Origin of the sequence: Microbacterium awajiense (genome assembly GCF_039536545.1) — a bacterium.
Taxonomy (GTDB): domain Bacteria; phylum Actinomycetota; class Actinomycetes; order Actinomycetales; family Microbacteriaceae; genus Microbacterium; species Microbacterium awajiense.
The window spans coordinates 275,102-298,774 of sequence record NZ_BAAAYU010000001.1; the positions used below are offsets into that span (position 1 = coordinate 275,102).

General features: G+C 69.1%; 23 protein-coding genes. 16 read left to right on the plus strand and 7 right to left on the minus strand.

Features of this window, described 5'->3' with window-relative positions:
- The first annotated feature begins 7 nt into the window (after positions 1 to 7).
- From rapZ to ABD663_RS01390, 8 genes are all read left to right on the plus strand, one after another.
- Positions 8 to 889 carry an RNase adapter RapZ gene (gene rapZ / locus ABD663_RS01355; protein WP_344736047.1) on the plus strand — a complete coding sequence of 294 codons (882 nt, stop codon included), beginning with the start codon at positions 8 to 10 and terminating at the stop codon, positions 887 to 889.
- Between the two features lie 36 nt (positions 890 to 925).
- Positions 926 to 1,903, plus strand: a complete 978-nt coding sequence (gene whiA / locus ABD663_RS01360) for a DNA-binding protein WhiA (RefSeq protein WP_344736048.1) — start codon at positions 926 to 928, stop codon at positions 1,901 to 1,903.
- A 135-nt stretch (positions 1,904 to 2,038) separates the two neighbouring features.
- Positions 2,039 to 2,665 (plus strand): superoxide dismutase, encoded by a 627-nt coding sequence (locus ABD663_RS01365; RefSeq protein ID WP_344736049.1) that lies wholly within the window; start codon positions 2,039 to 2,041, stop codon positions 2,663 to 2,665.
- 108 nt (positions 2,666 to 2,773) lie between these two features.
- Positions 2,774 to 3,784: a type I glyceraldehyde-3-phosphate dehydrogenase gene (gap, locus tag ABD663_RS01370; RefSeq protein ID WP_344736050.1), complete on the plus strand. Its 1,011-nt coding sequence runs from the start codon at positions 2,774 to 2,776 to the stop codon at positions 3,782 to 3,784.
- 11 nt (positions 3,785 to 3,795) lie between these two features.
- Positions 3,796 to 5,010, plus strand: coding sequence for a phosphoglycerate kinase (locus ABD663_RS01375; RefSeq protein WP_344736051.1), 1,215 nt, complete (start codon positions 3,796 to 3,798; stop codon positions 5,008 to 5,010).
- Positions 5,001 to 5,789 carry a triose-phosphate isomerase gene (gene tpiA, locus ABD663_RS01380; RefSeq protein ID WP_344736052.1) on the plus strand — a complete coding sequence of 263 codons (789 nt, stop codon included), beginning with the start codon at positions 5,001 to 5,003 and terminating at the stop codon, positions 5,787 to 5,789. The genes ABD663_RS01375 and tpiA overlap by 10 nt, the downstream gene beginning before the upstream one ends.
- 62 nt (positions 5,790 to 5,851) lie before the next feature.
- The gene (secG, locus tag ABD663_RS01385; RefSeq protein WP_344736053.1) at positions 5,852 to 6,100 is read left to right on the plus strand and encodes a preprotein translocase subunit SecG; all 249 of its coding nucleotides are present in this window, start codon (positions 5,852 to 5,854) and stop codon (positions 6,098 to 6,100) included.
- A complete protein-coding gene (locus tag ABD663_RS01390; RefSeq protein ID WP_344736054.1) occupies positions 6,100 to 6,456 on the plus strand; it encodes an RNA polymerase-binding protein RbpA in 357 nt (118 codons plus the stop codon). The genes secG and ABD663_RS01390 overlap by 1 nt, the downstream gene beginning before the upstream one ends.
- Before the next feature lie 36 nt (positions 6,457 to 6,492).
- Here ABD663_RS01390 and pgl read toward each other — a convergent pair whose 3' ends face one another.
- Genes pgl through tkt form a run of 6 tightly spaced genes read right to left on the minus strand, consistent with a single transcriptional unit; the run spans position 6,493 to position 14,627 of the window.
- Positions 6,493 to 7,275 carry a 6-phosphogluconolactonase gene (gene pgl / locus ABD663_RS01395; protein WP_344736055.1) on the minus strand — a complete coding sequence of 261 codons (783 nt, stop codon included), beginning with the start codon at positions 7,273 to 7,275 and terminating at the stop codon, positions 6,493 to 6,495.
- Positions 7,268 to 8,221 (minus strand): glucose-6-phosphate dehydrogenase assembly protein OpcA, encoded by a 954-nt coding sequence (locus ABD663_RS01400; RefSeq protein WP_344736056.1) that lies wholly within the window; start codon positions 8,219 to 8,221, stop codon positions 7,268 to 7,270. Before ABD663_RS01400 ends, pgl begins: the two co-directional genes overlap by 8 nt.
- Positions 8,218 to 9,798 (minus strand): glucose-6-phosphate dehydrogenase, encoded by a 1,581-nt coding sequence (gene zwf / locus ABD663_RS01405; RefSeq protein ID WP_344736057.1) that lies wholly within the window; start codon positions 9,796 to 9,798, stop codon positions 8,218 to 8,220. Before zwf ends, ABD663_RS01400 begins: the two co-directional genes overlap by 4 nt.
- Positions 9,799 to 9,814: 16 nt before the next feature.
- Positions 9,815 to 11,434 carry a glucose-6-phosphate isomerase gene (locus tag ABD663_RS01410; protein WP_344736058.1) on the minus strand — a complete coding sequence of 540 codons (1,620 nt, stop codon included), beginning with the start codon at positions 11,432 to 11,434 and terminating at the stop codon, positions 9,815 to 9,817.
- The gene (tal, locus tag ABD663_RS01415) at positions 11,431 to 12,534 is read right to left on the minus strand and encodes a transaldolase (protein WP_344736059.1); all 1,104 of its coding nucleotides are present in this window, start codon (positions 12,532 to 12,534) and stop codon (positions 11,431 to 11,433) included. Before tal ends, ABD663_RS01410 begins: the two co-directional genes overlap by 4 nt.
- Positions 12,531 to 14,627 carry a transketolase gene (gene tkt / locus ABD663_RS01420; protein WP_344736060.1) on the minus strand — a complete coding sequence of 699 codons (2,097 nt, stop codon included), beginning with the start codon at positions 14,625 to 14,627 and terminating at the stop codon, positions 12,531 to 12,533. Before tkt ends, tal begins: the two co-directional genes overlap by 4 nt.
- 171 nt (positions 14,628 to 14,798) lie before the next feature.
- Between tkt and ABD663_RS01425 the strand changes: the two genes are divergently transcribed.
- Entirely contained in the window at positions 14,799 to 15,725 is a 927-nt protein-coding gene (locus tag ABD663_RS01425; RefSeq protein WP_344736061.1) for a heme o synthase, read from the plus strand.
- 30 nt (positions 15,726 to 15,755) lie between these two features.
- On the opposite strand, the gene ABD663_RS01430 is transcribed toward ABD663_RS01425, so the two are convergent.
- On the minus strand, positions 15,756 to 16,724 hold the full coding sequence (locus ABD663_RS01430; protein ID WP_344736062.1) for a COX15/CtaA family protein: 969 nt from the start codon (positions 16,722 to 16,724) through the stop codon (positions 15,756 to 15,758).
- Positions 16,725 to 16,976: 252 nt separating this feature from the next.
- On the opposite strand from ABD663_RS01430, the gene sufB reads away from it, so the two are divergent.
- The 7 genes from sufB (at position 16,977) to ABD663_RS01465 (ending at position 23,634) form a co-directional block, all read left to right on the plus strand.
- Positions 16,977 to 18,395: a Fe-S cluster assembly protein SufB gene (gene sufB / locus ABD663_RS01435; protein WP_344736063.1), complete on the plus strand. Its 1,419-nt coding sequence runs from the start codon at positions 16,977 to 16,979 to the stop codon at positions 18,393 to 18,395.
- Positions 18,396 to 19,601 (plus strand): Fe-S cluster assembly protein SufD, encoded by a 1,206-nt coding sequence (gene sufD, locus ABD663_RS01440; protein ID WP_344736064.1) that lies wholly within the window; start codon positions 18,396 to 18,398, stop codon positions 19,599 to 19,601.
- Positions 19,598 to 19,924, plus strand: coding sequence for a non-heme iron oxygenase ferredoxin subunit (locus ABD663_RS01445; protein WP_344736066.1), 327 nt, complete (start codon positions 19,598 to 19,600; stop codon positions 19,922 to 19,924). The genes sufD and ABD663_RS01445 overlap by 4 nt, the downstream gene beginning before the upstream one ends.
- Complete coding sequence (gene sufC, locus ABD663_RS01450; protein WP_344736067.1) at positions 19,925 to 20,707, plus strand: Fe-S cluster assembly ATPase SufC; 783 nt, start codon at positions 19,925 to 19,927, stop codon at positions 20,705 to 20,707.
- 9 nt (positions 20,708 to 20,716) lie between these two features.
- On the plus strand, positions 20,717 to 21,046 hold the full coding sequence (locus ABD663_RS01455) for a metal-sulfur cluster assembly factor (protein WP_344736068.1): 330 nt from the start codon (positions 20,717 to 20,719) through the stop codon (positions 21,044 to 21,046).
- A gap of 72 nt (positions 21,047 to 21,118) precedes the next feature.
- Entirely contained in the window at positions 21,119 to 22,276 is a 1,158-nt protein-coding gene (locus ABD663_RS01460) for a MalY/PatB family protein (protein ID WP_344736069.1), read from the plus strand.
- Entirely contained in the window at positions 22,273 to 23,634 is a 1,362-nt protein-coding gene (locus tag ABD663_RS01465; RefSeq protein WP_344736070.1) for an MFS transporter, read from the plus strand. The genes ABD663_RS01460 and ABD663_RS01465 overlap by 4 nt, the downstream gene beginning before the upstream one ends.
- Positions 23,635 to 23,673 lie beyond the last annotated feature (39 nt).

Genomic DNA, 23,673 nt, shown 5'->3' on the forward strand with positions numbered 1-23,673 from the left:
GTGGGGAATGACCGATGCGGCGCGCCGTGAGCCGGCCGAGATGCTGATCGTGACCGGGATGTCGGGGGCCGGCAGGTCGACGGCGGCCAACGCTCTCGAGGACCTCGAGTGGTACGTCGTCGACAACCTTCCCCCTCAGATGCTGCGTCCGCTGCTCGACCTCACCGAGCTCGCGGGCAACGTGCTGCCCCGTGTGGCCGTGGTGGTCGACGTCCGGGGGCGCGACCTGTTCGCCGACCTCCCGAATGCCATGCGCGATCTGCGCCAGCGGCGACAGGTGCGCGTGGTGTTCCTCGACGCCGCAGACGACGTGCTCGTGCGCCGGTTCGAAGCCGTGCGTCGGCCGCACCCGCTGCAGGAGGACGGCACGATCCTGGACGGCATCCGTCGCGAACGCGAGCGTCTGGCAGCGGTGCGCGAGAACGCCGACCTCATCATCGACACGAGCTCGTTCAACATCCACGAGCTCGCGACGCGGATCGTCGAGCTGTTCGCCGAGGAGGGAGCCGCGCGCCACACGCTCACGATCCTCTCGTTCGGGTTCAAGTACGGACTGCCGCCCGACGCCGATCTCGTCGCCGACATGCGATTCCTGCCCAACCCGTTCTGGAACGAGCATCTTCGTGCGCTGACCGGCCAGAATCCCGAGGTGCGCGAGTACGTGCTGGCGCAGCAGGGGGCCGAAGGGTTCCTCGAGTCCTATGCCGAGGCGCTGCGTCCCGTGCTCGAGGGCTATCAGCGTGAGAACAAGCGGCACTCCGTGGTGGCGGTCGGATGCACGGGGGGCAAGCATCGCTCCGTCGTCATGGCCGGTGAGCTGGCCGACCGCCTGGCGTCTGCGCCCGGCGTCGCCGTGCGCGTGAAGCACCGCGATCTCGGTCGCGAGTAGGCTGTTCGTTCCGCATCCATCCGCGAGGGAGTCCCATTGTCGCTGACCGCCGACGTCAAGGCCGAGCTCACCGTCGTCCGTGACCCGCGCCCCACGGCGCGTGTCGCCGAGCTCACCTCGGTGCTCCGCTTCTCGGGCGGGCTGCACTCGATCGCGAATCGCGTCGCGGTGGAGGCGGAGCTCGACTCCGACATCCTCGCCCGGCGCATCGCGCGCGACCTCGTCGAGCTGTACGGGGTGCGCCCCGAGCTCGTCCACGTGCAGGGGTCGGGGGCGCGCGGAGGCAGCCACTACGCCGTCCGCGTCATCGAGGGCGGAGAGACGCTCGCACGTCAGACCGGCCTGCTCGATCAGCGCCGCAGGCCCGTTCGAGGGCTGCCCAACAAGCTCACGACAGGATCACGCGGAGACCTGGCGGCGGTGTGGCGGGGCGCGTTCCTCGCTGCGGGATCGCTCAGCGAGCCGGGGCGGTCGGCGGCTCTGGAGATCACCTGCCCGTCCTCCGAGGCGGCCATGGCCCTGGTCGGCGCCGCGCATCGCCTCGGCATTCCCGCCAAGGCGCGTGAGGTGCGCGGCGTCCCCCGCGTCGTGGTGCGCGAGGGTGAGGCGATCCGGTCGGCGCTGGCCCTCATGGGCGCGCAGAGGGTCGCCGCCGAATGGGATCAGATGCGTCAGCGTCGGGAGGTGCGCGCCGGCGTCAACCGTCTCGTGAACTTCGACGACGCCAACCTGCGCCGGTCGGCGCAGGCCGCGGTCGCGGCGTGCGCCCGGGTGGAGCGGGCGCTGGAGATCCTGGGTGACGAGGTCCCCGAGCACCTGCGCGAAGCGGGTGAACTGCGACTGGCGCATCGTGACGCCAGTCTGGACGAGTTGGGACACCATGCCGACCCGCCGCTGACGAAGGATGCCGTCGCCGGGCGCATCCGGCGGCTGTTGGCGATGGCCGACAAGAAGGCCGAGAAGGACGGGCTCGCCGGCACCGAGTCGGCCGTGCCGGCCGGAATGGCGGAGTGACTCGCATCCCACGCGTTAACGGCTGTCGACGGGGGAAGCAACCCCCGCCTTCGCGCGTTGTACGGCCCTAGGATGATGACGTCAGCCTCGCCGTGCCGGGGAAGATCGGCGCGGCGCCGACAGGAAGAAGAGAACATGGCGAACTACACGTTGCCCGACCTCCCCTACGACTACGCAGCGCTCGAGCCGCACATCAGCGGCAAGATCATGCAGCTGCATCACGACAAGCACCACCAGGCGTATGTCACCGGGGCCAACACGGCCCTCGAGCAGCTCGCCGAGGCCCGTGAGACCGGCAACCTCGGAAACGTCAACAAGCTCGAGAAGGACCTCGCGTTCAACCTCGGCGGGCACGTCAACCACTCGATCTTCTGGACCAACCTCTCTCCGGACGGAGGCGGACAGCCCGAGGGGGAGCTGGCCGCCGCGATCGATGAGTTCTTCGGCGGATTCGACAAGTTCCAGGCCCACTTCACCGCGGCGGCGACCGGAATCCAGGGCTCGGGCTGGGCAGTGCTCAGCTGGGACCCGATCGGCTCGCAGCTGATCATCCAGCAGCTCTTCGATCAGCAGAGCAACACCGCTCAGGGCACGATTCCGGTCTTCCAGCTCGACATGTGGGAGCACGCGTTCTACCTCGACTACCTCAACGTCAAGGCCGACTACGTGAAGGCCGTCTGGAACATCGCGAACTGGCAGAACGTGGCCGAGCGCTTCGCCGCCGCCCGCGAGAAGACCTCGGGGCTGCTGGTAACGTCGTGAGCGTGATGGTCGCCCCCGCGGGCCCCGCCCGCCGGGGGCCGGCCGTCGCCCAGTGAATCCCACCCCACCATCGCGCATCCGCGCACGACACCTCTCAGGAGAGACTCCGTGACTGTCAAGATCGGAATCAACGGATTCGGCCGAATCGGGCGCAACTTCCTCCGTGCCGCCCTCGAGCAGGGCGCGGACCTCGACATCGTGGCGGTGAACGACCTCACCGACAACAAGACCCTGGCCCACCTGCTCAAGTACGACTCGGTCGGAGGACGCCTCGACGCGGACGTCTCGTACACAGAAGACTCCATCACCGTCGGCGGCCACAGCATCAAGGTCTTCGAGGAGCGCGATCCTGCGAACCTTCCGTGGGGCGACCTCGGCGTCGACATCGTCATCGAGTCGACGGGCCGCTTCACCAAGGCCGTCGACGCCAAGAAGCACATCGCGGGCGGCGCCAAGAAGGTCATCATCTCGGCCCCCGGCACCGACGTCGACGGCACCTTCGTCATGGGCGTCAACGACGGCACGTACGACCCCGAGAGCATGCACGTCATCTCGAACGCGTCGTGCACGACGAACTGCCTGGCACCCCTCGCGAAGGTCTTCAACGACAACTTCGGCATCGAGCGCGGCTTCATGATGACCGCCCATGCCTACACGGCCGATCAGAATCTGCAGGACGGCCCCCACGGCGACCTGCATCGCGCGCGCGCCGCGGCCCTGAACATCGTGCCCGCCTCCACGGGTGCCGCCAAGGCGATCGGCCTGGTCCTGCCCGAGCTCAACGGCAAGCTGAGCGGGTCGTCGTACCGCGTTCCGATCCCGACCGGCTCGATCGTCGACCTGACCATCATCACGCCGACCGAGGGCCTCACGGCCGAGACGATCAACGCGGCCTACGAGAAGGCCGCGGCCGAGGGCGAGCTGGCCGGCTACCTCAAGTACAACACCGATGCGATCGTGTCGACCGACATCGTCCACGACCCGCACTCGTCGATCTACGACGCCGGTCAGGTCAACGTCTCGGGCAACCTGGTCAAGGTCTCGGCGTGGTACGACAACGAGTGGGGCTACTCGAATCGCCTCGTCGACCTCACCGAACTCGTCGCCGACAAGCTCTGAGGCCATCCATCGTGGCTCTGCGCACCCTCGACTCGCTGGGTTCGCTCGCAGGCAAGCGCGTCGTCGTCCGTTGCGATTTCAACGTCCCTTTGAAGGACGGCGTCATCACGGACGACGGGCGCGTGCGTGCAGCGCTGCCTACACTGAACCATCTGATCAACCAGGGCGCGCGTGTCGTCGCCTGCTCGCATCTGGGTCGGCCCGACGGTGCACCTGACGCGAAGTACAGCCTTGCACCGGTCGCCCAGCGGCTCTCCGAGCTGCTCGGCGCACCGGTCGCGTTCGCTCGCGACACGGTGGGGGAGTCCGCCCGCGAGGCGGTCGATGCGCTCGAGGACGGGGACGTCGCCGTCATCGAGAACCTGCGATTCCATCCCGGCGAGACCTCGAAGGACGAGGCCGAGCGCCGCGCCTTCGCCGACGAGCTCGCGGCACTCGGCGACGCCCTGGTGTCCGACGGTTTCGGCGTCGTGCACCGCAAGCAGGCGAGTGTGTACGATCTCGCCGAGATCCTGCCGTCCGCGGCCGGGTTCCTCATCGAGAAGGAGGTCGACGTCCTCGACCGCCTGACCGAGAAGCCCGAGCGGCCCTACGCGGTCGTGCTCGGCGGATCGAAGGTGAGCGACAAGCTCGGCGTCATCGAGCACCTCTTGCCGCGGGTCGACAAGCTCTGCATCGGTGGCGGGATGATGTTCACGTTCCTCGCCGCGCAGGGCCATGCCGTCGGCAAGAGCCTTCTCGAGGAGGATCAGCTCGATGTCGTGCGCGGCTACATGGCCACCGCCGCTGAGCGTGGCGTCGAGCTGGTGCTCCCGGTCGACGCCGTCGTCGCGGCGTCCTTCTCACCCGACGCCGAGTACGTGACCGCCTCGGCCGACGCCCTCGAGGACACGCCGTTCGGCGCGGACGGGCTCGGCCTCGACATCGGTCCCCAGACGGCGGCCGCATTCGCCCAGGCCATCCGAGGCAGCCGAACCGTGTTCTGGAACGGGCCGATGGGCGTGTTCGAGATGCCGGCGTTCGCGGCCGGCACCAAGGCCGTCGCGCAGGCTCTCACCGAGGTGGACGGCCTGAGCGTCGTCGGCGGCGGCGACTCCGCCGCCGCGGTGCGCCAACTCGGCTTCGCCGACGACCGGTTCGGGCACATTTCGACCGGCGGCGGCGCGAGCCTCGAGTTCCTCGAAGGAAAGAAGCTCCCCGGACTGGAGGTACTGGGATGGCAGTGAATCGGATGCCGCTGATCGCCGGCAACTGGAAGATGAACCTCGATCACCTGCAGACGGTGGCGTTCATCCAGAAGCTCCACTGGTCGCTGCGCGACGGCGGCCACACCGAGGGCACCGTCGACGTGGCGGTCTTCCCGCCCTTCACCGACCTGCGCACGGCGCAGACGCTCATCGACGCCGACAAGATCCCGTTCGCCCTCGGCGGGCAGGACCTCTCGGCGCACGACTCCGGTGCATACACCGGAGAGGTGTCGGGGGCGTTCCTGGCGAAGCTGGACTGCCGATACGTGATCATCGGGCATTCCGAGCGGCGCCAGTACCATTCCGAGACCGATGAGGTCGTCGGCAGCAAGGTGCAGGCGGCGCTGCGGCACGGTCTCGTGCCCGTGATCTGCGTCGGGGAGACCGCCGAAGACCTCGAGGAGTTCGGCGCGAGTGCCGTGCCCGTCAGCCAGTTGAACGTCGCGCTGGAGAGCGTGCCCGCCGACGCCGAGATCGTCGTCGCGTACGAGCCCGTCTGGGCGATCGGGTCGGGTCAGGCGGCGACGCCCGATCAGGCGCAGGACGTGTGCGCGAAGCTCCGTGAGGTCGTCGCGGCGAAGCTCGGCGCCGACGCCGCCGCCCGCACCCGCATCCTCTACGGTGGCTCGGTGAAGGCGGCGAACATCGCGAGCTTCATGCGCGAGCCCGACGTCGACGGTGCGCTGGTGGGGGGTGCGAGCCTCGTCGTTGACGAGTTCTCGTCGATCATCCGCTACCAGAAGCACGTCGGGGTCTGAACCGGCCGGTATACTCGACCCTTGTGCGATCGGACGGATCGCATCGAAAGGCGATAGCGACTGTGCAGATCCTCGAGTTCGTGCTGCAGGTGCTGCTGGGCATCACCAGCCTCCTGCTGACCCTGCTCATCCTGCTCCACAAGGGGCGAGGCGGCGGCCTGTCCGACATGTTCGGAGGCGGCATGACCTCGGCCCTCGGCTCGTCGGGCCTGGCGGAGCGGAATCTCAACCGCTTCACCGTGGTGCTTGCGCTCGTGTGGTTCCTGTCGATCGTCGCGCTCGGCCTCATCACCAAGTTCCAGGGGATCTGATGGCAACCGGAGGAAACGCGATCCGCGGCACCCGTGTCGGTGCCGGACCCATGGGCGAGCAGGACCACGGCTTCCACGCCGACCGCGTCGCCATCTCGTACTGGGATGCCATGGGCAACGAGACGATCCGCTACTTCGCAGCGGGCATCCCCGACGACGAGATCCCCGACGTCATCGACTCGCCCCACACCGGGCTTCCCGCCGGCCGCGACAAGGACAACCCGCCGGCTGTCGCCAAGACAGAGCCGTACAAGACGCACCTCGCGTATGTGAAAGAGCGCCGCACCGAGGAAGAGGCCGACACCCTCCTCGAAGACGCCCTGCGTCAACTCCGCGATCGCCGCGGCCAGGACTGACCGCGGCGGCGGCCACGAGCCGTCGGAACGCGCGTGCTACTGGGGCTCGATGAGTTCGGCGGGCACGTGCGACGCCGCTGCCGTATCGACGAAGAAGACCGTGCGATGCGTGCCCTTGGCCCCCGCTGCCGGTACCGAATCGTAGGCCGCGCCCGCGAGCGCGAGCCCCAGCGCGGACGCCTTGTCGGCGCCGGCCAGCACGAGCCAGACGCGCTTGGACGAGTTGATCACCTTGCGCGTCATGGTGATGCGCTCGGGAGGCGGTTTCGGCGACTCGCGCACCGGCAGGACGATGTTCGCGGTGTCCTGGATCTCAGGGCGGTCGGGGAACAGCGATGCGATGTGGCCGTCGGGTCCGACGCCCAGGAACGAGACGTCGAAAGTCGGCCACGGCTGCTCGGCCGAGGCGGGGAAGCGGGCCAGTTCGGCCGCGTACCGGCGGGCCGCTTCATCGAGCCCGAATCCGTCGTCGCTCGCCGGCCCCGCGTGGATGTTCTCCGGCGGAAGGTCGAGGCGATCCAGCAGTGCGGCACGCGCCTGTCGCTCGTTCCGATCGTCCGACGCGCGCGGAACGAAGCGTTCGTCGCTCCACCAGAAGTGCACGCGTGACCAGTTGAGTTCTGCGCCCACCGGGTGGTCGGCGACAGCGCGGAGGACAGCCGATCCCATCCCGCCGCCGGTGAGCGAGACATGGGCCGTCTTGCCCGCCGACAGTCGCCTCACCAGGCGGCCCACGAATCGCGCGGCGACCTCGGCGGCGAGCGCTTCAGGGTCGGGGCGGATCACCACCCGCTTCTCGACCCATCCTTCGTCAGCCATCGGTCTCCGTCGTCGCCGGCTCCAGCAGTTCCCACCCGCGGGTGATCACTCGACCATACAGGTCATCCGGGTCGAGGCTCCGCAGCTCCTCGGCGAGGCACTCGCGCAGCGATCGACGCGGGAATGCGAGATCGTGCACCGGCTGGCCGGGCTGGGTGAGCACGGCGATGCCGGTTTTCGGGCGCTCGAGCACGGTGTCGCCGCTGGGACGGGTGAGTCGAACGGACTTGATGCCGCCGCCCCATTCCTCCGAGTCCAGATAGTGGTACTCGACGGGGACATCCAGCTTCAGCCTCAGCCATGCCGCCAGCAGTGCGGTCGAGGGCGAGTCTGCGGCTCCGCGCACTTCGACGGCGGTGACGGGCTCGTAGGGTGGCTGGTCGAGCACGGCCGCGAGCTGCTCGCGCCAGTGCGTGATCCTCGTCCACGCGAAGTCGGTGTCGCCGGGAGCGTAATGGTCGCCGAGCTGACCGACCCACGCGGCGGGATCGGGTTTGGTGGAGGCATCCGTGATGCGCCGCTGCGCGATCCGGCCTATGGGCGACTGCGACGGCACCGCGGGAGTGTCGGCCGGCCACCATGCCACGACGGGCGCGTCCGGAAGCAGCAGACCGGTGATGAGGCTCTCGCGGTTGGATCCGGCGGCTCCCTGGGGGCGCAGGACCACGACCTCGCTGGCCCCGGCGTCGCCACCGACGCGGATCTCGGCATCCAGACGCGCCTCGGTGTCGAGGTCTTCGTCGCCGGCCATCAGCACGATGACACGCATCGGATGCTCGCGCGACGCGTCGTTGGCAGCCTCGATGACCTCCTCTTCGGCGCCGTGCCGGGTCGCGATGATGAGCGTCAGGACGCGTCCGAGGGCGACAGCGCCGCCCTCTTCTCGCACGTTCACGAGCGCGCGCGAGATCTTGCTGACGGTGGTGTCGGGCAGTTCGATGATCACGGGCGCCTCCAGCTGCGGCCGTCGCGGGTCAGGAGCTCGTCGGCGGATGCCGGACCCCACGACCCGGGTGAGTACTGCTCGAGGGGTCCGCTCTGCTCGGCCCAGAACTTCTCGATCGGGTCGAGGATCTTCCAGCTGAGCTCGACCTCCTCGTGGCGGGGGAAGAGGGGCGGATCGCCGAGGAGCACGTCGAGGATGAGTCTCTCGTATGCTTCGGGGCTGGCCTCGGTGAAGGCGTGCCCGTACCCGAAGTCCATCGTGACGTCGCGCACCTGGGTGCCGGCTCCGGGCACTTTCGAGCCGAAGCGGATCGTGACCCCCTCGTCGGGCTGCACGCGGATGACGAGGGCGTTCTGACCGAGTCCCGAGGTCTGCCCCCGTGAGAAGAGCATCTCGGGCGCCCGCTTGAACACGACCGCGATCTCGGTCACCCGTCGGCCCAGGCGCTTGCCGGTGCGCAGATAGAACGGCACGCCGGCCCAGCGCCGCGTGTTGATCTCGAGCGTGATGGCGGCGTAGGTCTCGGTCGTGGACTGCGGGTCCATGCCGTCTTCCTCGAGGAATCCGGTCACCTTCTCGCCGCCCTGCCAGCCTCCTGCGTATTGACCGCGGGCGGTGGCCCGACCGAGGTCTGCGGGCAGCGTGACCGCGGCGAGGACCTTCTCCTTCTCGGCTCGCAGATGCGCGGCGTCGAACGAGATCGGCTCCTCCATGGCTGTGAGCGCGAACAGCTGCAGCAGGTGGTTCTGGATCACATCGCGTGCTGCGCCGATGCCGTCGTAGTAGCCGGCTCGACCGCCCACACCGATGTCTTCGGCCATCGTGATCTGCACATGGTCGACGTAGTTGCGGTTCCAGATCGGCTCGTAGAGCTCGTTCGCGAAGCGCAGCGCGAGGATGTTCTGCACCGTCTCTTTGCCGAGGTAATGGTCGATGCGGAAGATCGAGTCGGCCGGGAACGCGCTGCGCAGGGCGTCGTTGAGCGACCGCGCCGAGGCGAGATCGTGGCCGAACGGCTTCTCGATCACGACGCGGCGCCAGCGCTCGGGCTGGTCGGCGGTGTCGTCGACGAGACCAGAGGCCTTCAGCTGCTCGGCGACGAGGGGGAAGTCCTTCGGCGGAATCGACAGATAGAAGGCGTGGTTGCCCATCGTGCCGCGCTCGACGTCGAGCTTCTCGACCGTCTCGCGAAGGCGACGGAAGGCATCCGCGTCGCCGAACTCTCCCGAGACGAAGCGGATGCCCTGCAGCAGCTGCTCCCACGTCTCCTGCCGGAACTCGGTCCGTGCGTGCTCGCGCACCGCGTCATGGACGACCTGCGCGAAGTCCTGATCCTCCCAGTCGCGGCGGGCGAAGCCGACGAGGGCGAACCCGGGCGGCAGCAGCCCGCGGTTGGCGAGGTCGTAGACCGCGGGCATCAGCTTCTTGCGCGACAGGTCGCCGGTCACGCCGAAGATGACGAGGGCGCTCGGGCCGGCGATCCGGTTGAGCCTGTGGTCGTCGGGGTCGCGCAGCGGGTTGACCCCGCGTGCGATCTCGACGCCGAAGGGCGTGCTCGATTCTGTTTCCACACTCATGAGGGGGCGGATGCTCCTATTGGGCGGCTTCGAAGAGGGACAGCACGTCGGCGCGCGCGTCGGTGAGGGTCAAGGTGACGACGGGCCGGCCATGCGCGGCGAGCACCGACGCGTCCCCGGCTGCCTGGGCACGGATGAGCGTGCCGAACGTGAACGGCCGCCCGGGGATCTCGAGGTCCACGTCCGTGTCCTCGACGATCTGCAGGAAGACGCCGACAGCGGGGCCGCCCTTGTGGTACTGACCTGTGGAGTGCAGAAAACGAGGACCCCAGCCGAACGTGGTGGGGCGGCCCGAGTCGGCGGCGACGAGTTCTCGCAGACCGGCGAGCTGGGGGAGGGCGAGACGGTCCACGTAGGCCTGGATGGCGACGTATCCGCCGTCCGGAATACGACTCCACAGCGCGTCGAGCACCCCGGCCACCGAGCGCGACTCGGCGAGCGACGGATCCGAGACGCGCACCTGCACGCCGTCGGCGTCGAAAGCGGCGGGCACCGGCTCGGGCGATGCCTCGAGCAGACCGCGCGTGGCCTGTTTGGCCGACTCGACGTCGGGCTGGTCGAAGGGGTTGATCCCCAACATCCGACCGGCGATCGCGGTGGCGTACTCCCACACCACGAACTGAGCGCCGAGGGAGCCGCTCACCAGCACCTCGCCGGCGTGATGCTCGAACAGGTGGAACTCGTTGGCCTCATCCACCAGCCGCACGATCTGGAGATCGGCGGGCTTCGTCTCGAGCTCGGGTGAGACCGGCAGCAGCACGACGGGCAGGATGCCGGTGCCGTCCTTGCCGGTCGACTCCGCGATCAGCTGCTCGATCCAGTCGGGCAGTCCCACGATGTGGGTGCCGTCGGTGACCAGTCCGAGCTTGTCGCGACGCGGGTCGCCGCCGGCGATCGCCGCGGCCAACACGAGCGCGGGGTTCTCGGGAGTGTCGACGGCGACTTCCAGAAGCGTGGCATCCGCTTCGTCGAGCAGCTCGCCGATGTCGGCGCCGGCGAGTCCGGCGGGCACCAGGCCGAACGCCGTGAGCGCCGAGTAGCGACCGCCGACCGTGGGATCGGCGGTGAACACCCGGTATCCGGCTTCGCGGGCCGATGCCTCCAGCGGCGAACCCGGGTCGGTCACGACCACGATGCGCTCGGCGGGGTCGATGCCGACGTCGCGGAAGGCCGCCTCGAAGGCTCGACGGGCCGCATCCGTCTCGACCGTCGAACCCGACTTCGACGACACGACCAGCGCCGTGCGCTCGAGACCGCCGGCCTCGGGATCGCCGTCGATTGCGGCGAGCACCTGGCCGGGAGCGGTCGAGTCGAGCACGACCAACGGCACACCGGCTGTCTGTGCGATCACCTCGGGCGCGAGCGAAGAACCGCCCATGCCCGCGAGCACGACCCGCGTCACGCCCCGCTCGGTGAGCTGGGCGCGCAACTGCTCGACCTCGGCGACGAGCGGACGCGACACGCTGACCGCCTGCACCCATCCGAGCCGGCGCGCAGCCTCGTCTTCGGCGGCGGGTCCCCACAGGCTCGGGTCCGCGGCGGTGATGCCGGATGCCACCAGGTCGGCGACCAGGCCCGGAAGAGTCTCGTGGACGACTGACTTGACGTGGCCGGTGAGGTGCAGGTCGAAGCTCATCGAGGAGCCTCGTCCAGCGCGGTGCGGACGGTGTCCTGCAGCTCGTGCCACGAGACGATGAACTTGTCGACGCCTTCGTCCTCGAGCAGCTGGGTGACGTCGGCGAAGTCGATGCCGGCGTCGGCGAGGCGGTCGAACACGGCGTGCGCGTCGGCGTAGTTGCCGGTGACGGTGTCGCCGGTGACGTCGCCGTGGTCGAACGTGGCGTCGAGCGTCTTCTCGGGCATGGTGTTGACGGTGCCGGGCGCGACCAGTTCGGTGACGTACATCGTGTCGGGGTAGGCGGGGTCCTTCACACCGGTCGAGGCCCACAGCGGCCGCTGCACGGTCGCGCCGGCGGTGACGAGAGACCTCGCGCGCTCGTCGGCGAACTTCTGCTCGAACAGCTCGTACGCGAGGCGCGCGTTGGCGATCCCGGCTTTGCCCTTGAGGTCCGCGGCGGCGTCCGAGCCCCCGAGACGCTTGTCGACTTCGGAGTCGACGCGTGAGACGAAGAACGACGCGACGGACTGGATGCCGCTGATGTCGACGCCGGCCGCCTGGGCCTTCTCGACGCCGGCGAGATATGCGTCGATGACCTCGCCGTACCGCTCGAGGCTGAAGATGAGGGTCACGTTCACGCTGATCCCGACGCCGATGACCTCGGTGATGGCGGGAAGGCCGGCCTTGGTGGCGGGGATCTTGATGAGCACGTTGGGGCGGTCGACGCGCTCCCACAGCTTGTGGGCTTCGGCGATGGTCGCATCGGTGTCGTGGGCGAGGTCGGGGGAGACCTCGATCGACACGCGCCCGTCCACACCGTTCGTCGCGTCGAACACGGGACGCAGCACATCCGCGGCGGCGCGCACGTCGTCGGTGGTGATCTCGAAGATCGCCCGGTCGACGTCGGCGCCGTCGGCGGCGAGGGCACCCACCTGGGTGAGGTAGGACTCTCCCTGCGAGAGGGCGCCGGCGAAGATCGTGGGGTTGGTGGTCACTCCGCTGATGTTGCGGGTGACGACGAGATCGGCCAGGTTGCCGGTCATGATGCGCTGACGCGAGAGGTCGTCCAGCCAGATGCTCACGCCCTCCTCGACCAGGCGTGCGGTGGGGGTGGTCATGCGTTCTCCTCGAGGGTCTCGCGGGCCGCCTGGACGACGGCGTCGGCGGTGATGCCGAACTTCTCAAACAGGGTCTTGTAATCGGCCGACGCGCCGAAGTGGTCGATGCCGACGGTGCGGCCGCGGTCTCCGACGACGCCCCGCCACAGCCCGGTGGCGGCGGCTTCGACCGATACGCGGGCGGTAACGGCAGCGGGCAGCACGCTCTCGCGATAGCTGTCGTCCTGCTCGGCGAACCATTCGAGCGACGGGGCGGACACCACGCGCGCACCGATGCCGTCGGCGGCGAGCGCATCACGGGCGGCGAGGGCGAGCTGCACCTCGGAGCCGGTGGCGATGAGGATCACGTCGGGCGTGCCGCCGGCGGCCTCGGCGAGGACGTACGCACCACGTGCCGTGCCGGCGGCGGAGGCGAGCGTGTCACCGGATGCCTCGCCGTCGCCGCGCTCGAACACGGGCAGGTTCTGCCGGGTCAGCGCGATGCCGACCGGGCCGCCGCGGCGGCGGAGGATCTCGAGCCACGCATGCGCGGTCTCGTTCGCGTCGCCGGGACGCACCACCGTCATGTTGGGGATCAGCCGCAGACTGGGCAGCTGCTCGATCGGCTGGTGGGTGGGGCCGTCTTCACCGAGCGCGACGCTGTCATGGGTCCACACGTAGATCGAGGGGATGTCCATGAGCGCCGCCAGCCGGACGGCGGGGCGCATGTAGTCGCTGAAGATCAGGAACGTGCCGCCGAACGCGCGGGTGGGGCCGTGCAGCACGATGCCGTTGATGATCGCGCCCATCGCGTGCTCGCGGATGCCGAAGTGCAGCACCCGGCCGTACGGATCGCCCGACCATTCATGGGTGGACCACTCGGTGGGGATGAAGCTCTTCGCGTCCTTGATGGTCGTCAGGTTCGACTCGGCCAGATCCGCCGACCCGCCCCACAGCTCGGGAAGCTGCGCGGCGAGGGCGTTGATGACCTTCCCCGACGCGGCGCGGGTCGACACCTCGGCGCCCGCTTCGAACACCGGCAGCGCGTCGGCGAGGTCGCCCGGCAGCTCGTGGGCGCTCACGCGGTCCCACAGCGCCTTGCGCTCCGGGTTCGCCGCCGCCCAGGCATCGAACCGCTCCTGCCATTGCGCGCGCGCGGCCGCACCCCGCTCACGCAGGCCACGGGTGTGCTCGAGCACGCCGTCGGGCACCACGAACGTCTCGTCCGGATCCCAGCCGAGCACCTCCTTCGTCGCGCGCAGCTCGTCGGCGCCGAGCTTGGATCCGTGGATCGCGCCCGTGTTCTGCTTGTGGGGTGCGGGCCATCCGATGATCGTCTTGAGGATGATGATCGACGGCTTCGAGGTCTCGGCGGTCGCCGCGTCGACCGCGGCGTGCAGTTCGGCGACATCCTCGACGTACTCGCCGGACTTCTTCCAGTCCACCGTCTGCACGTGCCAGCCGTACGCCTCGTAGCGCTGGGCGACGTCTTCCGTGAACGCCACATCGGTGTCGTCCTCGATCGAGATCTGGTTCGCGTCGTAGATCACGACGAGGTTGCCCAGCTCCTGATGGCCGGCCAGGCTCGACGCCTCGCTCGTGATGCCCTCCTGCAGGTCGCCGTCGGAGGCGATCACGAAGATGCGGTGGTCGAACGGCGATTCGCCCGGCGCGGCATCCGGATCGAACAGACCGCGCTCGTACCGCGCCGCATAGGCGAAGCCGACCGACGAGGCGAGCCCCTGACCGAGCGGGCCGGTCGTGATCTCCACGCCGTCGGTGTGCCCGTACTCCGGGTGCCCGGGGGTCAGCGAGCCCCACGTGCGCAGCGACTTCAGATCCTCCAGTTCGAGGCCGAACCCACCCAGATACAGCTGGATGTACTGCGTCAGCGACGAGTGCCCCGCCGACAGGATGAACCGGTCACGGCCCGGCCAGTGCACATCGCTCGGGTCGTGACGCATCACCTTCTGGTACAGCAGGTACGCCGCCGGCGCCAGGCTCATCGCGGTGCCCGGGTGGCCGTTGCCCACCTTCTCGACCGCATCCGCAGCGAGCACGCGGACAGTGTCCACTGCGCGCCGATCGATCTCATCCCAACGCAGTTCCGACACCGGACCGCCTTCCGTCTCAGGGGAGCGCCCGACGATTTCGCACGGACCGCGACACAGGCAGCCGGCGCTGGGCGCGCGTGATTTCAGCATAGCGAAGGGCCACCCGCCCGAGGGGGGCCTTGCGCGTGCCATGTCATAGACTGAACACGACTTCTTGGGAATGCGGGGGCGATGGACATCACGACGACGTCGGCGATCGGCGCACCCGCCGCCCGGCAATCGTTCGGTCGCACCGTCCGCGCCTACATCGCGCTGACGAAGCCGCGCGTGCTCGAGCTGCTGCTGGTGACCACGGTGCCGGTGATGATCCTGGCGCAGGGCGGGTTCCCCAGCCTCTGGCTCGTGCTGGCCACCGTGATCGGCGGATCGATGAGCGCCGGCTCGGCGGCCGCGTTCAACATGTACCTCGATCGCGACATCGATGCGCACATGCAGCGCACCGAGAACCGCCCGCTCGTGACGGGCGAGGTCTCGCCGCGGGGCGCTCTGATCTTCGCGTGGACGCTCGCGGTCGTCTCGACCGTGTGGCTGTGGCTCACGACCAATTGGCTGGCGGCGGTGCTGTCGGCCGGGGCGATCTTCTTCTACGTCGTGATCTACACGATGATCCTCAAGCGCCGCACCGAGCAGAACATCGTGTGGGGCGGCATCGCAGGCTGCTTCCCGGTCCTCATCGGCTGGACGGCCGTGACCGGCTCGCTCGCGTGGCCGCCGGTGATCCTGTTCACGCTCGTTTTCCTGTGGACCCCGCCGCACTACTGGCCGCTGTCGATGAAGTACCGCGAGCAGTACGGCCGCGTCGAGGTGCCGATGCTGGGTGCGACCCGCAACGGCTCGCAGGTCGGCCTGCAGGTCATCCTCTACGCGTGGGCCACCGTCGCGTGTTCGCTGCTGCTCGTTCCGGTCGCCGGCATGGGGCTGGTCTACACGGTGTCGGCGCTCGTCTTCGGCGGCTGGTTCATCTACGAGTCGCACCGCCTGTACAACCGGGCGGTGCGCGGCACCGAACCGCGGCCGATGCGCGTGTTCCACGCATCCATCACGTACCTGACGCTGCTGTTCGTGGCGATCGCCGTCGACCCGCTCCTGCCGTTCTGACCCGTTCCCGCTGCGCCGTCGGCTCCGCCGCTAGACGGATGCCACGCCGACGGCGGCCCGCACGGGCGCGCGCACCGGCGCGGTGAGGTGCATGAGGACGGCGGTCATCGCCGCGACCAGCATGACCGCCAGCACCATGTGGATGTTGACGAGGACGATCGGAAGGCCGGCCCGGGCCTGCCAGAGGCCCACCACGATCTGCAGCACTTCGGCGCCGAGAAGCAGCCCCGTCCACTGCGGCAGACGTGCCGGCATCCGGAACGACGCGGCGAAGAGCACCACGGTCAGTGCGAACAGCGCGTAGGCGGGCCACGCGTGCAGGTGCTGCATCATCTCGGGGTTCAGCCCGTTGCGCGCGGCGCCGCCGTCACCGGCGTGCGGACCGGAACCGGTCACGAGGATGCCCACGACCACCGTGACCACCACCAGCACGGCCGTGGCGTACGCCGTCGCCGCGAACCAGCGGGGGACCAGCGGGGTTCGCGGGCCGGGCTCGCTGTACACGCGCACGACGAGGGCCGTCGCGAGCGCGACGAGGACCACCGAGGCGAAGTAGTGCAGCCCGACGACGTAGGGGTTGAGGTTGGTGAGCACGGTGATGCCGCCGATGATCGCCTGCAGCGGCACGTACAGGCCGATCACGAGCGCCAGCCAGAACAGGTCGCGGCGCTCGCGGCGCATCCGCACGACGAACAGGAACGTGACGATCGCCACCGCGACGAGCACGAACGTCAGCAGCCGGTTGCCGAACTCGATCACCCCGTGGATGCCCATCTCGGGCGTGGCGACGAACGAATCCTCGGTGCACTGCGGCCAGGTCGGGCAGCCGAGCCCCGAGCCGGTGAGGCGCACCAGGCCCCCCGTGCCCACGATGCCGATCTGCACGACGAGGGTCGCCCATGCCGCCGCGACGACTCGGCGATCGACCCGGCCGGGCAGCCATTCCCATACTCGGCGAAGCCCGGTGGGGGCGCTCCGGACGGGGGTGTCTGCGGACATGGCGGATCGGTCTCCTGATGGGTGCCGCGCGCCCCGGCCGCGGTACGCGGGTGAGCCGTGTGGGGGCGGAACCTGTAGAATCGTAGGGTCGGATGCGGGGGCCCTGGGCACCGCGCACGATTGACAGTCTAGGCGCGAAGGTCGGCGCCGAACGAAGAGGACCCACCAGCGGCATCTCCCTCCGGTAACTCCACCGGAGGAGCATGAATGCCGGAGCGGATGACACCGTCGGGTCCGGAGGAGGAAGTGACCATGTCCGATGTGCTCATCGACCGTCCGGAGCTCGAAGGGCTCGGTGTCTACGAGTTCGGCTGGCACGATCCCGACGCCGCCGGTGCCAGTGCGCGCCGCGGTCTGAGTGAAGCGGTCGTCCGCGACATCTCCGCGCTCAAGGCCGAACCCGAATGGATGCTGAAGACGCGGCTCAAGGGCCACCAGCTGTTCGGCCGCAAGCCGATGCCGACGTGGGGGGCCGACCTCAGCGCCATCGACTTCGACAACATCAAGTACTTCGTGCGCTCCACCGAGAAGCAGGCGCAGTCGTGGGAGGACCTCCCCGAAGACATCAAGAACACGTATGAGCGGTTGGGCATCCCCGAGGCCGAGCGTGCGCGCCTGGTCGCCGGCGTCGCCGCGCAGTACGAGTCCGAGGTCGTCTACCACCAGATCCAGGAAGAGCTCGAAGCGCAGGGCGTGATCTTCATGGACACCGACACCGCGCTGCGTGAGCACCCCGAGTTCTTCGAGGAGTACTTCGGCACCGTCATCCCCGCAGGCGACAACAAGTTCGCCGCGCTCAACACGGCCGTGTGGTCGGGCGGCTCCTTCGTGTACGTGCCGCCCGGCGTGCACGTCGAGATCCCGCTGCAGGCCTACTTCCGCATCAACACCGAGAACATGGGCCAGTTCGAGCGGACGCTGATCATCGCCGACGAGGGCTCCTACGTCCACTACATCGAAGGCTGCACCGCCCCGATCTACAAGAGCGACTCGCTGCACTCCGCCGTGGTGGAGATCATCGTCAAGAAGAACGCCCGGGTGCGGTACACGACGATCCAGAACTGGTCCAACAACGTCTACAACCTGGTGACCAAGCGTGCGATCGCGCACGAGGGGGCCACCATGGAGTGGGTCGACGGCAACATCGGCTCCAAGGTGACGATGAAGTACCCCTCGATCTTCCTCGTGGGGGAGCGGGCCAAGGGCGAGACGCTCTCGGTCGCGTTCGCCGGGCCCGGACAGCACCAGGACGCGGGCGCCAAGATGATCCACATGGCGCCGTACACCCAGTCGTCGATCGTCTCGAAGTCGATCGCGCGCGGCGGCGGGCGCGCCGGCTACCGCGGCGAGGTGAGGGTGGATGCCAACGCCCACCACTCCGCGAACACGGTGCGCTGCGACGCGCTGCTGGTCGACACGATCTCGAGGTCCGACACCTACCCGGCCATCGACATCCGTGTCGACGACGTGCAGCTGGGCCACGAGGCGACGGTCTCGAAGGTCAGCGAGGAGCAGCTGTTCTATCTGCAGTCCCGCGGCATGGCCGAGGACGAGGCGATGGCGATGATCGTGCGCGGCTTCATCGAGCCGATCGCGCGCGAGCTGCCCATGGAATACGCGATGGAACTCAACAAGCTCATCGAGATGGGCATGGAAGGATCGGTCGGCTAGATGACGACCACGACGCAGGCACCCGCGACGGTGCCGGGTTCTCGGCCGCACTCCGACGGGGCAGGTGCCTTCGTGCCGGTGCAGACGCGCTCGGATCGTCCGCGGTCGTACGACCCCGCCGACTTCGGGGCGCCGACCGGTCGCGAGGTCAATTGGAAGCACACCCCGATCGACCGCATCCGGCCGGTCTTCGACGACGTCGACACCGAGACCGGTGACGATCTCGGCGTCCGCTACGACGTCGACGAGATCGCCGATCACCTCGTCGAGTCCACCGGCCACGAGGCGGCCGTGCGCGGCGAGGTGTTCGAACCCGAGGACGTGGCCGGCGCGATCGCGTGGAAGCGCTGTGCGAACGCCCTCCACGTGCGGATCGCCGCCGACGAAGAGCGCGACGACCCGATCGTCGTGCCGATCATCGGACAGGGGGCCGATCGCCACGCGAACGCCCACGTCATCGTCGAGGCGCTGCCCCACTCGCAGGCGACGGTCATCCTCGACCACAGCGGCTCGGCCGCGTACGCGCAGAACGTCGAGATCGTCGTGCGCGACGGCGCCCGCCTCACCGTGGTCTCGCTTCAGCGGTGGGACGACGACGCCGTCCACGTCGCCGCCCATCAGGCCCGCGTCGACCGGGATGCCTCGCTCACGCACTTCGTGGTGACCTTCGGCGGCTCGGTCGTGCGGGTGAACCCGTCCGTCGAGCTGGCGGGAGCCGGTTCGCAGGGTCGGATGTACGGACTGACGTTCGCCGATTCGGGGCAGCACTTCGAGAGCCAGGTGTACGTGCACCACAAGGGACCGCACACGACCGCGGACGTGCTCTACAAGGGCGCGCTGCAGGGTGAGAGCGCCCGCAGCGTGTGGATCGGCGATGTGCTGATCGGATCGGATGCCGTCGGCACCGATTCGTACGAGGCCAACCGCAACCTGGTGCTCACCGACGGCGCGCGCGCCGATTCGATCCCGAACCTCGAGATCGAGACCGGCGACATCATCGGGGCCGGCCACGCCAGTGCCACCGGCCGCTTCGACGATGAGCAGCTGTTCTACCTGCAGGCCCGCGGCATCGCCGAAGACGAGGCGCGCCGCCTGGTCGTGCTGGGCTTCCTCACCGAGATCGTGCAGCGCATCGGCGTTCCCGAGCTCGAGGCGCAGCTGATCGACGCCATCGAGCGGGAGCTGGCCGCGGGGGCCGCGGCATGACCGCGACCCGAGTCTGCGCGCTGAGCGACCTCGAACAGGACACCGCCCTGCGCGTCGAGGTGGACGGCGTCGCGATCGCGGTCGTGCTCGACGGCGACGGCGAGGTGCACGCGATCGGCGACACGTGCACTCACGGCGACATCTCGCTCGCCGAGGGTTTCGTCGACGGTGACACGCTGGAGTGCTGGGCCCACGGCTCGGCGTTCTCGCTGCGCACCGGCCAACCCCTCAATCTCCCCGCCTACGAGCCCGTCCCCGTATTCGCTGTGACGATCGACGGCGACGACGTGCTCATCGACCCGAACCTGAAGAAGGAAGTCTGAATGTCTGTTCTCGAGATCCGCGACCTCTACGTGACGGTCGAGACGGATGCCGGAACCACCCCCATCCTCAACGGCGTCACGCTCACGATCACGACGGGCCAGACCCACGCGATCATGGGCCCCAACGGCTCGGGCAAGTCCACGCTCGCGTACACGATCGCCGGTCACCCCAAGTACACGGTGACCAGCGGCTCGATCACGCTCGATGGCGAGGACGTCCTGGAGATGTCGGTCGACGAGCGCGCACGCGCCGGTCTGTTCCTCGCGATGCAGTACCCCGTCGAGATCCCGGGCGTCACGGTGACCAACTTCCTGCGCACGGCCAAGACGGCGCTCGACGGCGAGGCTCCGGCGATCCGCACCTGGATGAAGGACGTCCGCGAATCGATGAAGAACCTGCGCATGGACCCGAAGTTCGCGCAGCGCAACGTCAACGAGGGTTTCTCGGGCGGTGAGAAGAAGCGTCACGAGATCCTGCAGCTCGAGCTCCTCGAACCGCGCATCGCCGTGCTCGACGAGACCGACTCCGGGCTCGATGTGGATGCGCTCAAGGTCGTGTCCGAGGGGGTCAACCGTGCCAAGGAGAAGACGGGTCTCGGTGTGCTGCTCATCACCCACTACACGCGCATCCTGCGGTACATCCACCCCGACTTCGTCCACGTCATGATCGGCGGTCGCATCGTCGAGGAGGGCGGCCCCGAACTCGCCGATCGCCTCGAGGACGAAGGCTACGATCGCTATCTCGAGCCGATGGCCGAGACGGCAGCCGATATGGACGCGTAGAATCGTTACATGACCGTGACGCTCAGCCCGGACAAGTACGACGAGGTCACCGAGGCGCTCAAGGACGTGATGGATCCCGAGCTCGGGATCAACGTCGTCGACCTCGGTCTCATCTACGACCTGGCCTGGGACGACGAGAACGACGCACTCATCATCCACATGACCCTCACCTCGGCCGGCTGTCCGCTGACCGATGTGCTCGAGGAGCAGACCGCGCAGGCGCTGGACGAGGTCGTCGATCGGTTCCGCATCAACTGGGTTTGGATGCCGCCATGGGGTCCGGAGCGGATCACCGATGACGGTCGCGACATGATGCGGGCGCTCGGCTTCGCGATCTGACGCGACGCGGGTGCGGATCGCGCAGCCGCCGCGGGCGGCGTATCGGGATCACGCACGGATAGGCTCTGTCGGGTGAGCGTCACCCCGTTGGAAGCCCTGCCCATCGATGAGTTGCGCACGCGCACCAGCGTGAAGTGGCGGCAGTACCCGGAGGACGTCCTGCCGCTCTTCGTCGCCGAGACGGACTTCCCGCTCGCCCCCCGGATCCGTGAGAAGGTCATCCACGCGATCGAACGTGGCGACACCGGCTATTCGACCAACGATCCGGGCGTCGCCGGCGCATACGCCGCGTTCGCGCAACGCCGATTCGGCTGGGAACTGGATCCGGGCCGGGTGCGCACGACGGGCGACGTCATCATGGGGGTCGTCGAACTGCTGCGGCGGCTGACCGAGCCCGGAGACCGGGTCATCGTGACTCCGCCGGTCTACCCGCCGTTCTTCGCCGCGATCGCCGAAGCCGGCGCCGTGGCCGAGCGCGTACCGCTCGTCGACACCGGCGAGGGCTGGGAGCTCGATCTGGCCGGCATCGAAGCCGCTCTCGCGCAGGGCGCACGCGCGGTGCTGCTGTGCAACCCGCACAACCCGACCGGCACGGTGCACTCGCGAGAGTCGCTCGCCGCGTTGGCCGACCTCGCCGCGGGCTTCGGCGCGGCCGTCGTCAGCGACGAGATCCACTCGGCGCTGACCCAGCCCGACGTCGCGTTCACGCCGTTCCTGGATGCCTCGGCCGCGGCGGCGCGCGTCGGGTATGCGGTCACCAGCGCGAGCAAGGCGTTCAACCTCGCCGGCCTCAAGTGCGCGTTCATGATCACCGCCGGCGACGACACTGCGGCCCTCGTGCGCGGATTGCCCGATGAGGTGCAGTGGCGAACGAGTCATATCGGCGCGATCGCCGGGGTTGCGGCCTTCCATCCCGACAGCGACGCGTGGCTCGACGCCGAACTCGCCGCTCTCGACGAGAACCGCCGCCTGCTGGCATCCGAGTTGGCCCGCCACCTGCCGAAGGCCGGGTATCGGGTTCCCGACGCCGGATTCCTCGGCTGGGTCGACTTGACGGCGTACGGCTGGGGAGACGATCCGGCCGCGACGATTCTGCGACGCGCGCGCGTCGCGCTGCACCACGGCCCGATGTTCGGCGACGAAGGCCGCGGGCATGTGCGCATCAACTTCGGCTGCGCGCCCGCCGTGCTCCGCCAGGCCGTCGAGCGCATCGGCGCGCTCGTCTCGTGACCGCGGGCTCCGCGCCCCCGACCAGCGTCTGGCGGGGGCCGTATCTGTGGGTGACGGTCGGCGCGGTGGCGATGATCTTCCTCGCCGCCACCCAGGCCCTGGCCGTGACCACCGTGATGCCGGTCGTCAGCGCCGACCTCGACGGCGGCGCACTGTACGCCGTGGCGTTCGCGGCCACGCTCGCGACCAGCGTCGTGGGCATGGTCGCCGCCGGGGCGTGGTGCGACCGCGGCGGCGTGCTCGCACCGCTGACCACGTCGGTCGCGCTGTTCGTGATCGGACTCGTCCTCGCGGGTGTCGCCACCTCCATGGAGGTGCTCGTGGTCGGTCGTCTCATCCAGGGGTTGGGCACGGGGGGCCAGACCGTGGCACTGTACGTGGTCGTCGCCCGCTTCTACCCGCCCGCCATGCACGGCCGCGTGTTCGCGGCGTTCTCGGCGGCGTGGGTCGTCCCGTCGCTGATCGGCCCGGTCCTCGCGGGCGCGGTGGCGGAGTTCCTGCACTGGCGATGGGTGTTCCTGGGTGTCGCGGCGCTCACCCTCGCGGCCTTCACGGCGGTGGTGCTGCGGCTGCACGGCCTTCCGCTGGGCACCGACGATCCGTCTCGTGCGCGGATCGGACTGCGTCTGTCGCTCGCCGTCGCGGTCGCGGCCGGGGCGCTCGCCCTCAGCCTGGCGGGCGAGCTGGGAGCCTACGCCCTCATCGCGGTCGCCGTCTCCGTCGCGGTGATCATCCTCGCCATCCGGCCGCTGCTGCCCGCCCGGACGCTGCGCTCCGGGCGCGGCCTGCCGAGCGTGGTGCTCATGCGCGGTCTGATCGCGGCCGCTCTGTTCGGCGGCGAGATCTACGTGCCGTACCTGCTGATCGACGAGTTCGCCTTCTCACCGACGTGGGCGGGGCTGGGGCTGACGGCCGCCGCCATCATGTGGGCGGTCGCGGCGGACGTATCGGGGCGATTCGGAGACCGGCTCGGCAACACGCGGATCGCCGTCTTCGGTGTCGCCCAGCTGGCGGCGGCGACGGCAGCCGTCGGCGCCACGGCGCTGTGGCATCTGTCCCCGACGGTCCTCGTGGTCGGCTGGGCGCTCGCCGGCGGTGGGATGGGTCTCATGTACCCCCGGCTGACCGTGCTCACCCTCGCGTACTCCACGCCGCACAATCAGGGGTTCAACTCGTCTGCTCTCTCGATCTCGGACGCGCTCGGATCGGCTGTCTCGATCGCCGTCCTGGGCCTGGTCTTCACCGCGCTCGGCGGGGGACAGGCGGCGTTCTCGGCGGTCTTCGCGATCACGACCGTCGTCGCGCTGGTCGCCCTGGTGCCGGGCATGCGGCTCGGCCACGCCCGGGAGGCGATCTGAGCGTCGGCGGTGATTTGAGGATGTTGGAAGGTAAGGCTA

Excerpts from the sequence above, each read along its gene's own strand:
- rapZ (WP_344736047.1), top strand. The coding sequence starts at position 8 with ATGACCGATGCGGCGCGCCGTGAGCCGGCCGAGATGCTGATCGTGACC.
- ABD663_RS01365 (WP_344736049.1), top strand. The coding sequence starts at position 2,039 with ATGGCGAACTACACGTTGCCCGACCTCCCCTACGACTACGCAGCGCTC.
- tpiA (WP_344736052.1), top strand. The coding sequence starts at position 5,001 with ATGGCAGTGAATCGGATGCCGCTGATCGCCGGCAACTGGAAGATGAAC.
- ABD663_RS01390 (WP_344736054.1), top strand. The coding sequence starts at position 6,100 with ATGGCAACCGGAGGAAACGCGATCCGCGGCACCCGTGTCGGTGCCGGA.
- pgl (WP_344736055.1), bottom strand. The coding sequence starts at position 7,275 with ATGGCTGACGAAGGATGGGTCGAGAAGCGGGTGGTGATCCGCCCCGAC.
- zwf (WP_344736057.1), bottom strand. The coding sequence starts at position 9,798 with ATGAGTGTGGAAACAGAATCGAGCACGCCCTTCGGCGTCGAGATCGCA.
- ABD663_RS01410 (WP_344736058.1), bottom strand. The coding sequence starts at position 11,434 with ATGAGCTTCGACCTGCACCTCACCGGCCACGTCAAGTCAGTCGTCCAC.
- tal (WP_344736059.1), bottom strand. The coding sequence starts at position 12,534 with ATGACCACCCCCACCGCACGCCTGGTCGAGGAGGGCGTGAGCATCTGG.
- ABD663_RS01425 (WP_344736061.1), top strand. The coding sequence starts at position 14,799 with ATGGACATCACGACGACGTCGGCGATCGGCGCACCCGCCGCCCGGCAA.
- ABD663_RS01430 (WP_344736062.1), bottom strand. The coding sequence starts at position 16,724 with ATGTCCGCAGACACCCCCGTCCGGAGCGCCCCCACCGGGCTTCGCCGA.
- sufB (WP_344736063.1), top strand. The coding sequence starts at position 16,977 with ATGTCCGATGTGCTCATCGACCGTCCGGAGCTCGAAGGGCTCGGTGTC.
- sufD (WP_344736064.1), top strand. The coding sequence starts at position 18,396 with ATGACGACCACGACGCAGGCACCCGCGACGGTGCCGGGTTCTCGGCCG.
- ABD663_RS01445 (WP_344736066.1), top strand. The coding sequence starts at position 19,598 with ATGACCGCGACCCGAGTCTGCGCGCTGAGCGACCTCGAACAGGACACC.
- sufC (WP_344736067.1), top strand. The coding sequence starts at position 19,925 with ATGTCTGTTCTCGAGATCCGCGACCTCTACGTGACGGTCGAGACGGAT.
- ABD663_RS01455 (WP_344736068.1), top strand. The coding sequence starts at position 20,717 with ATGACCGTGACGCTCAGCCCGGACAAGTACGACGAGGTCACCGAGGCG.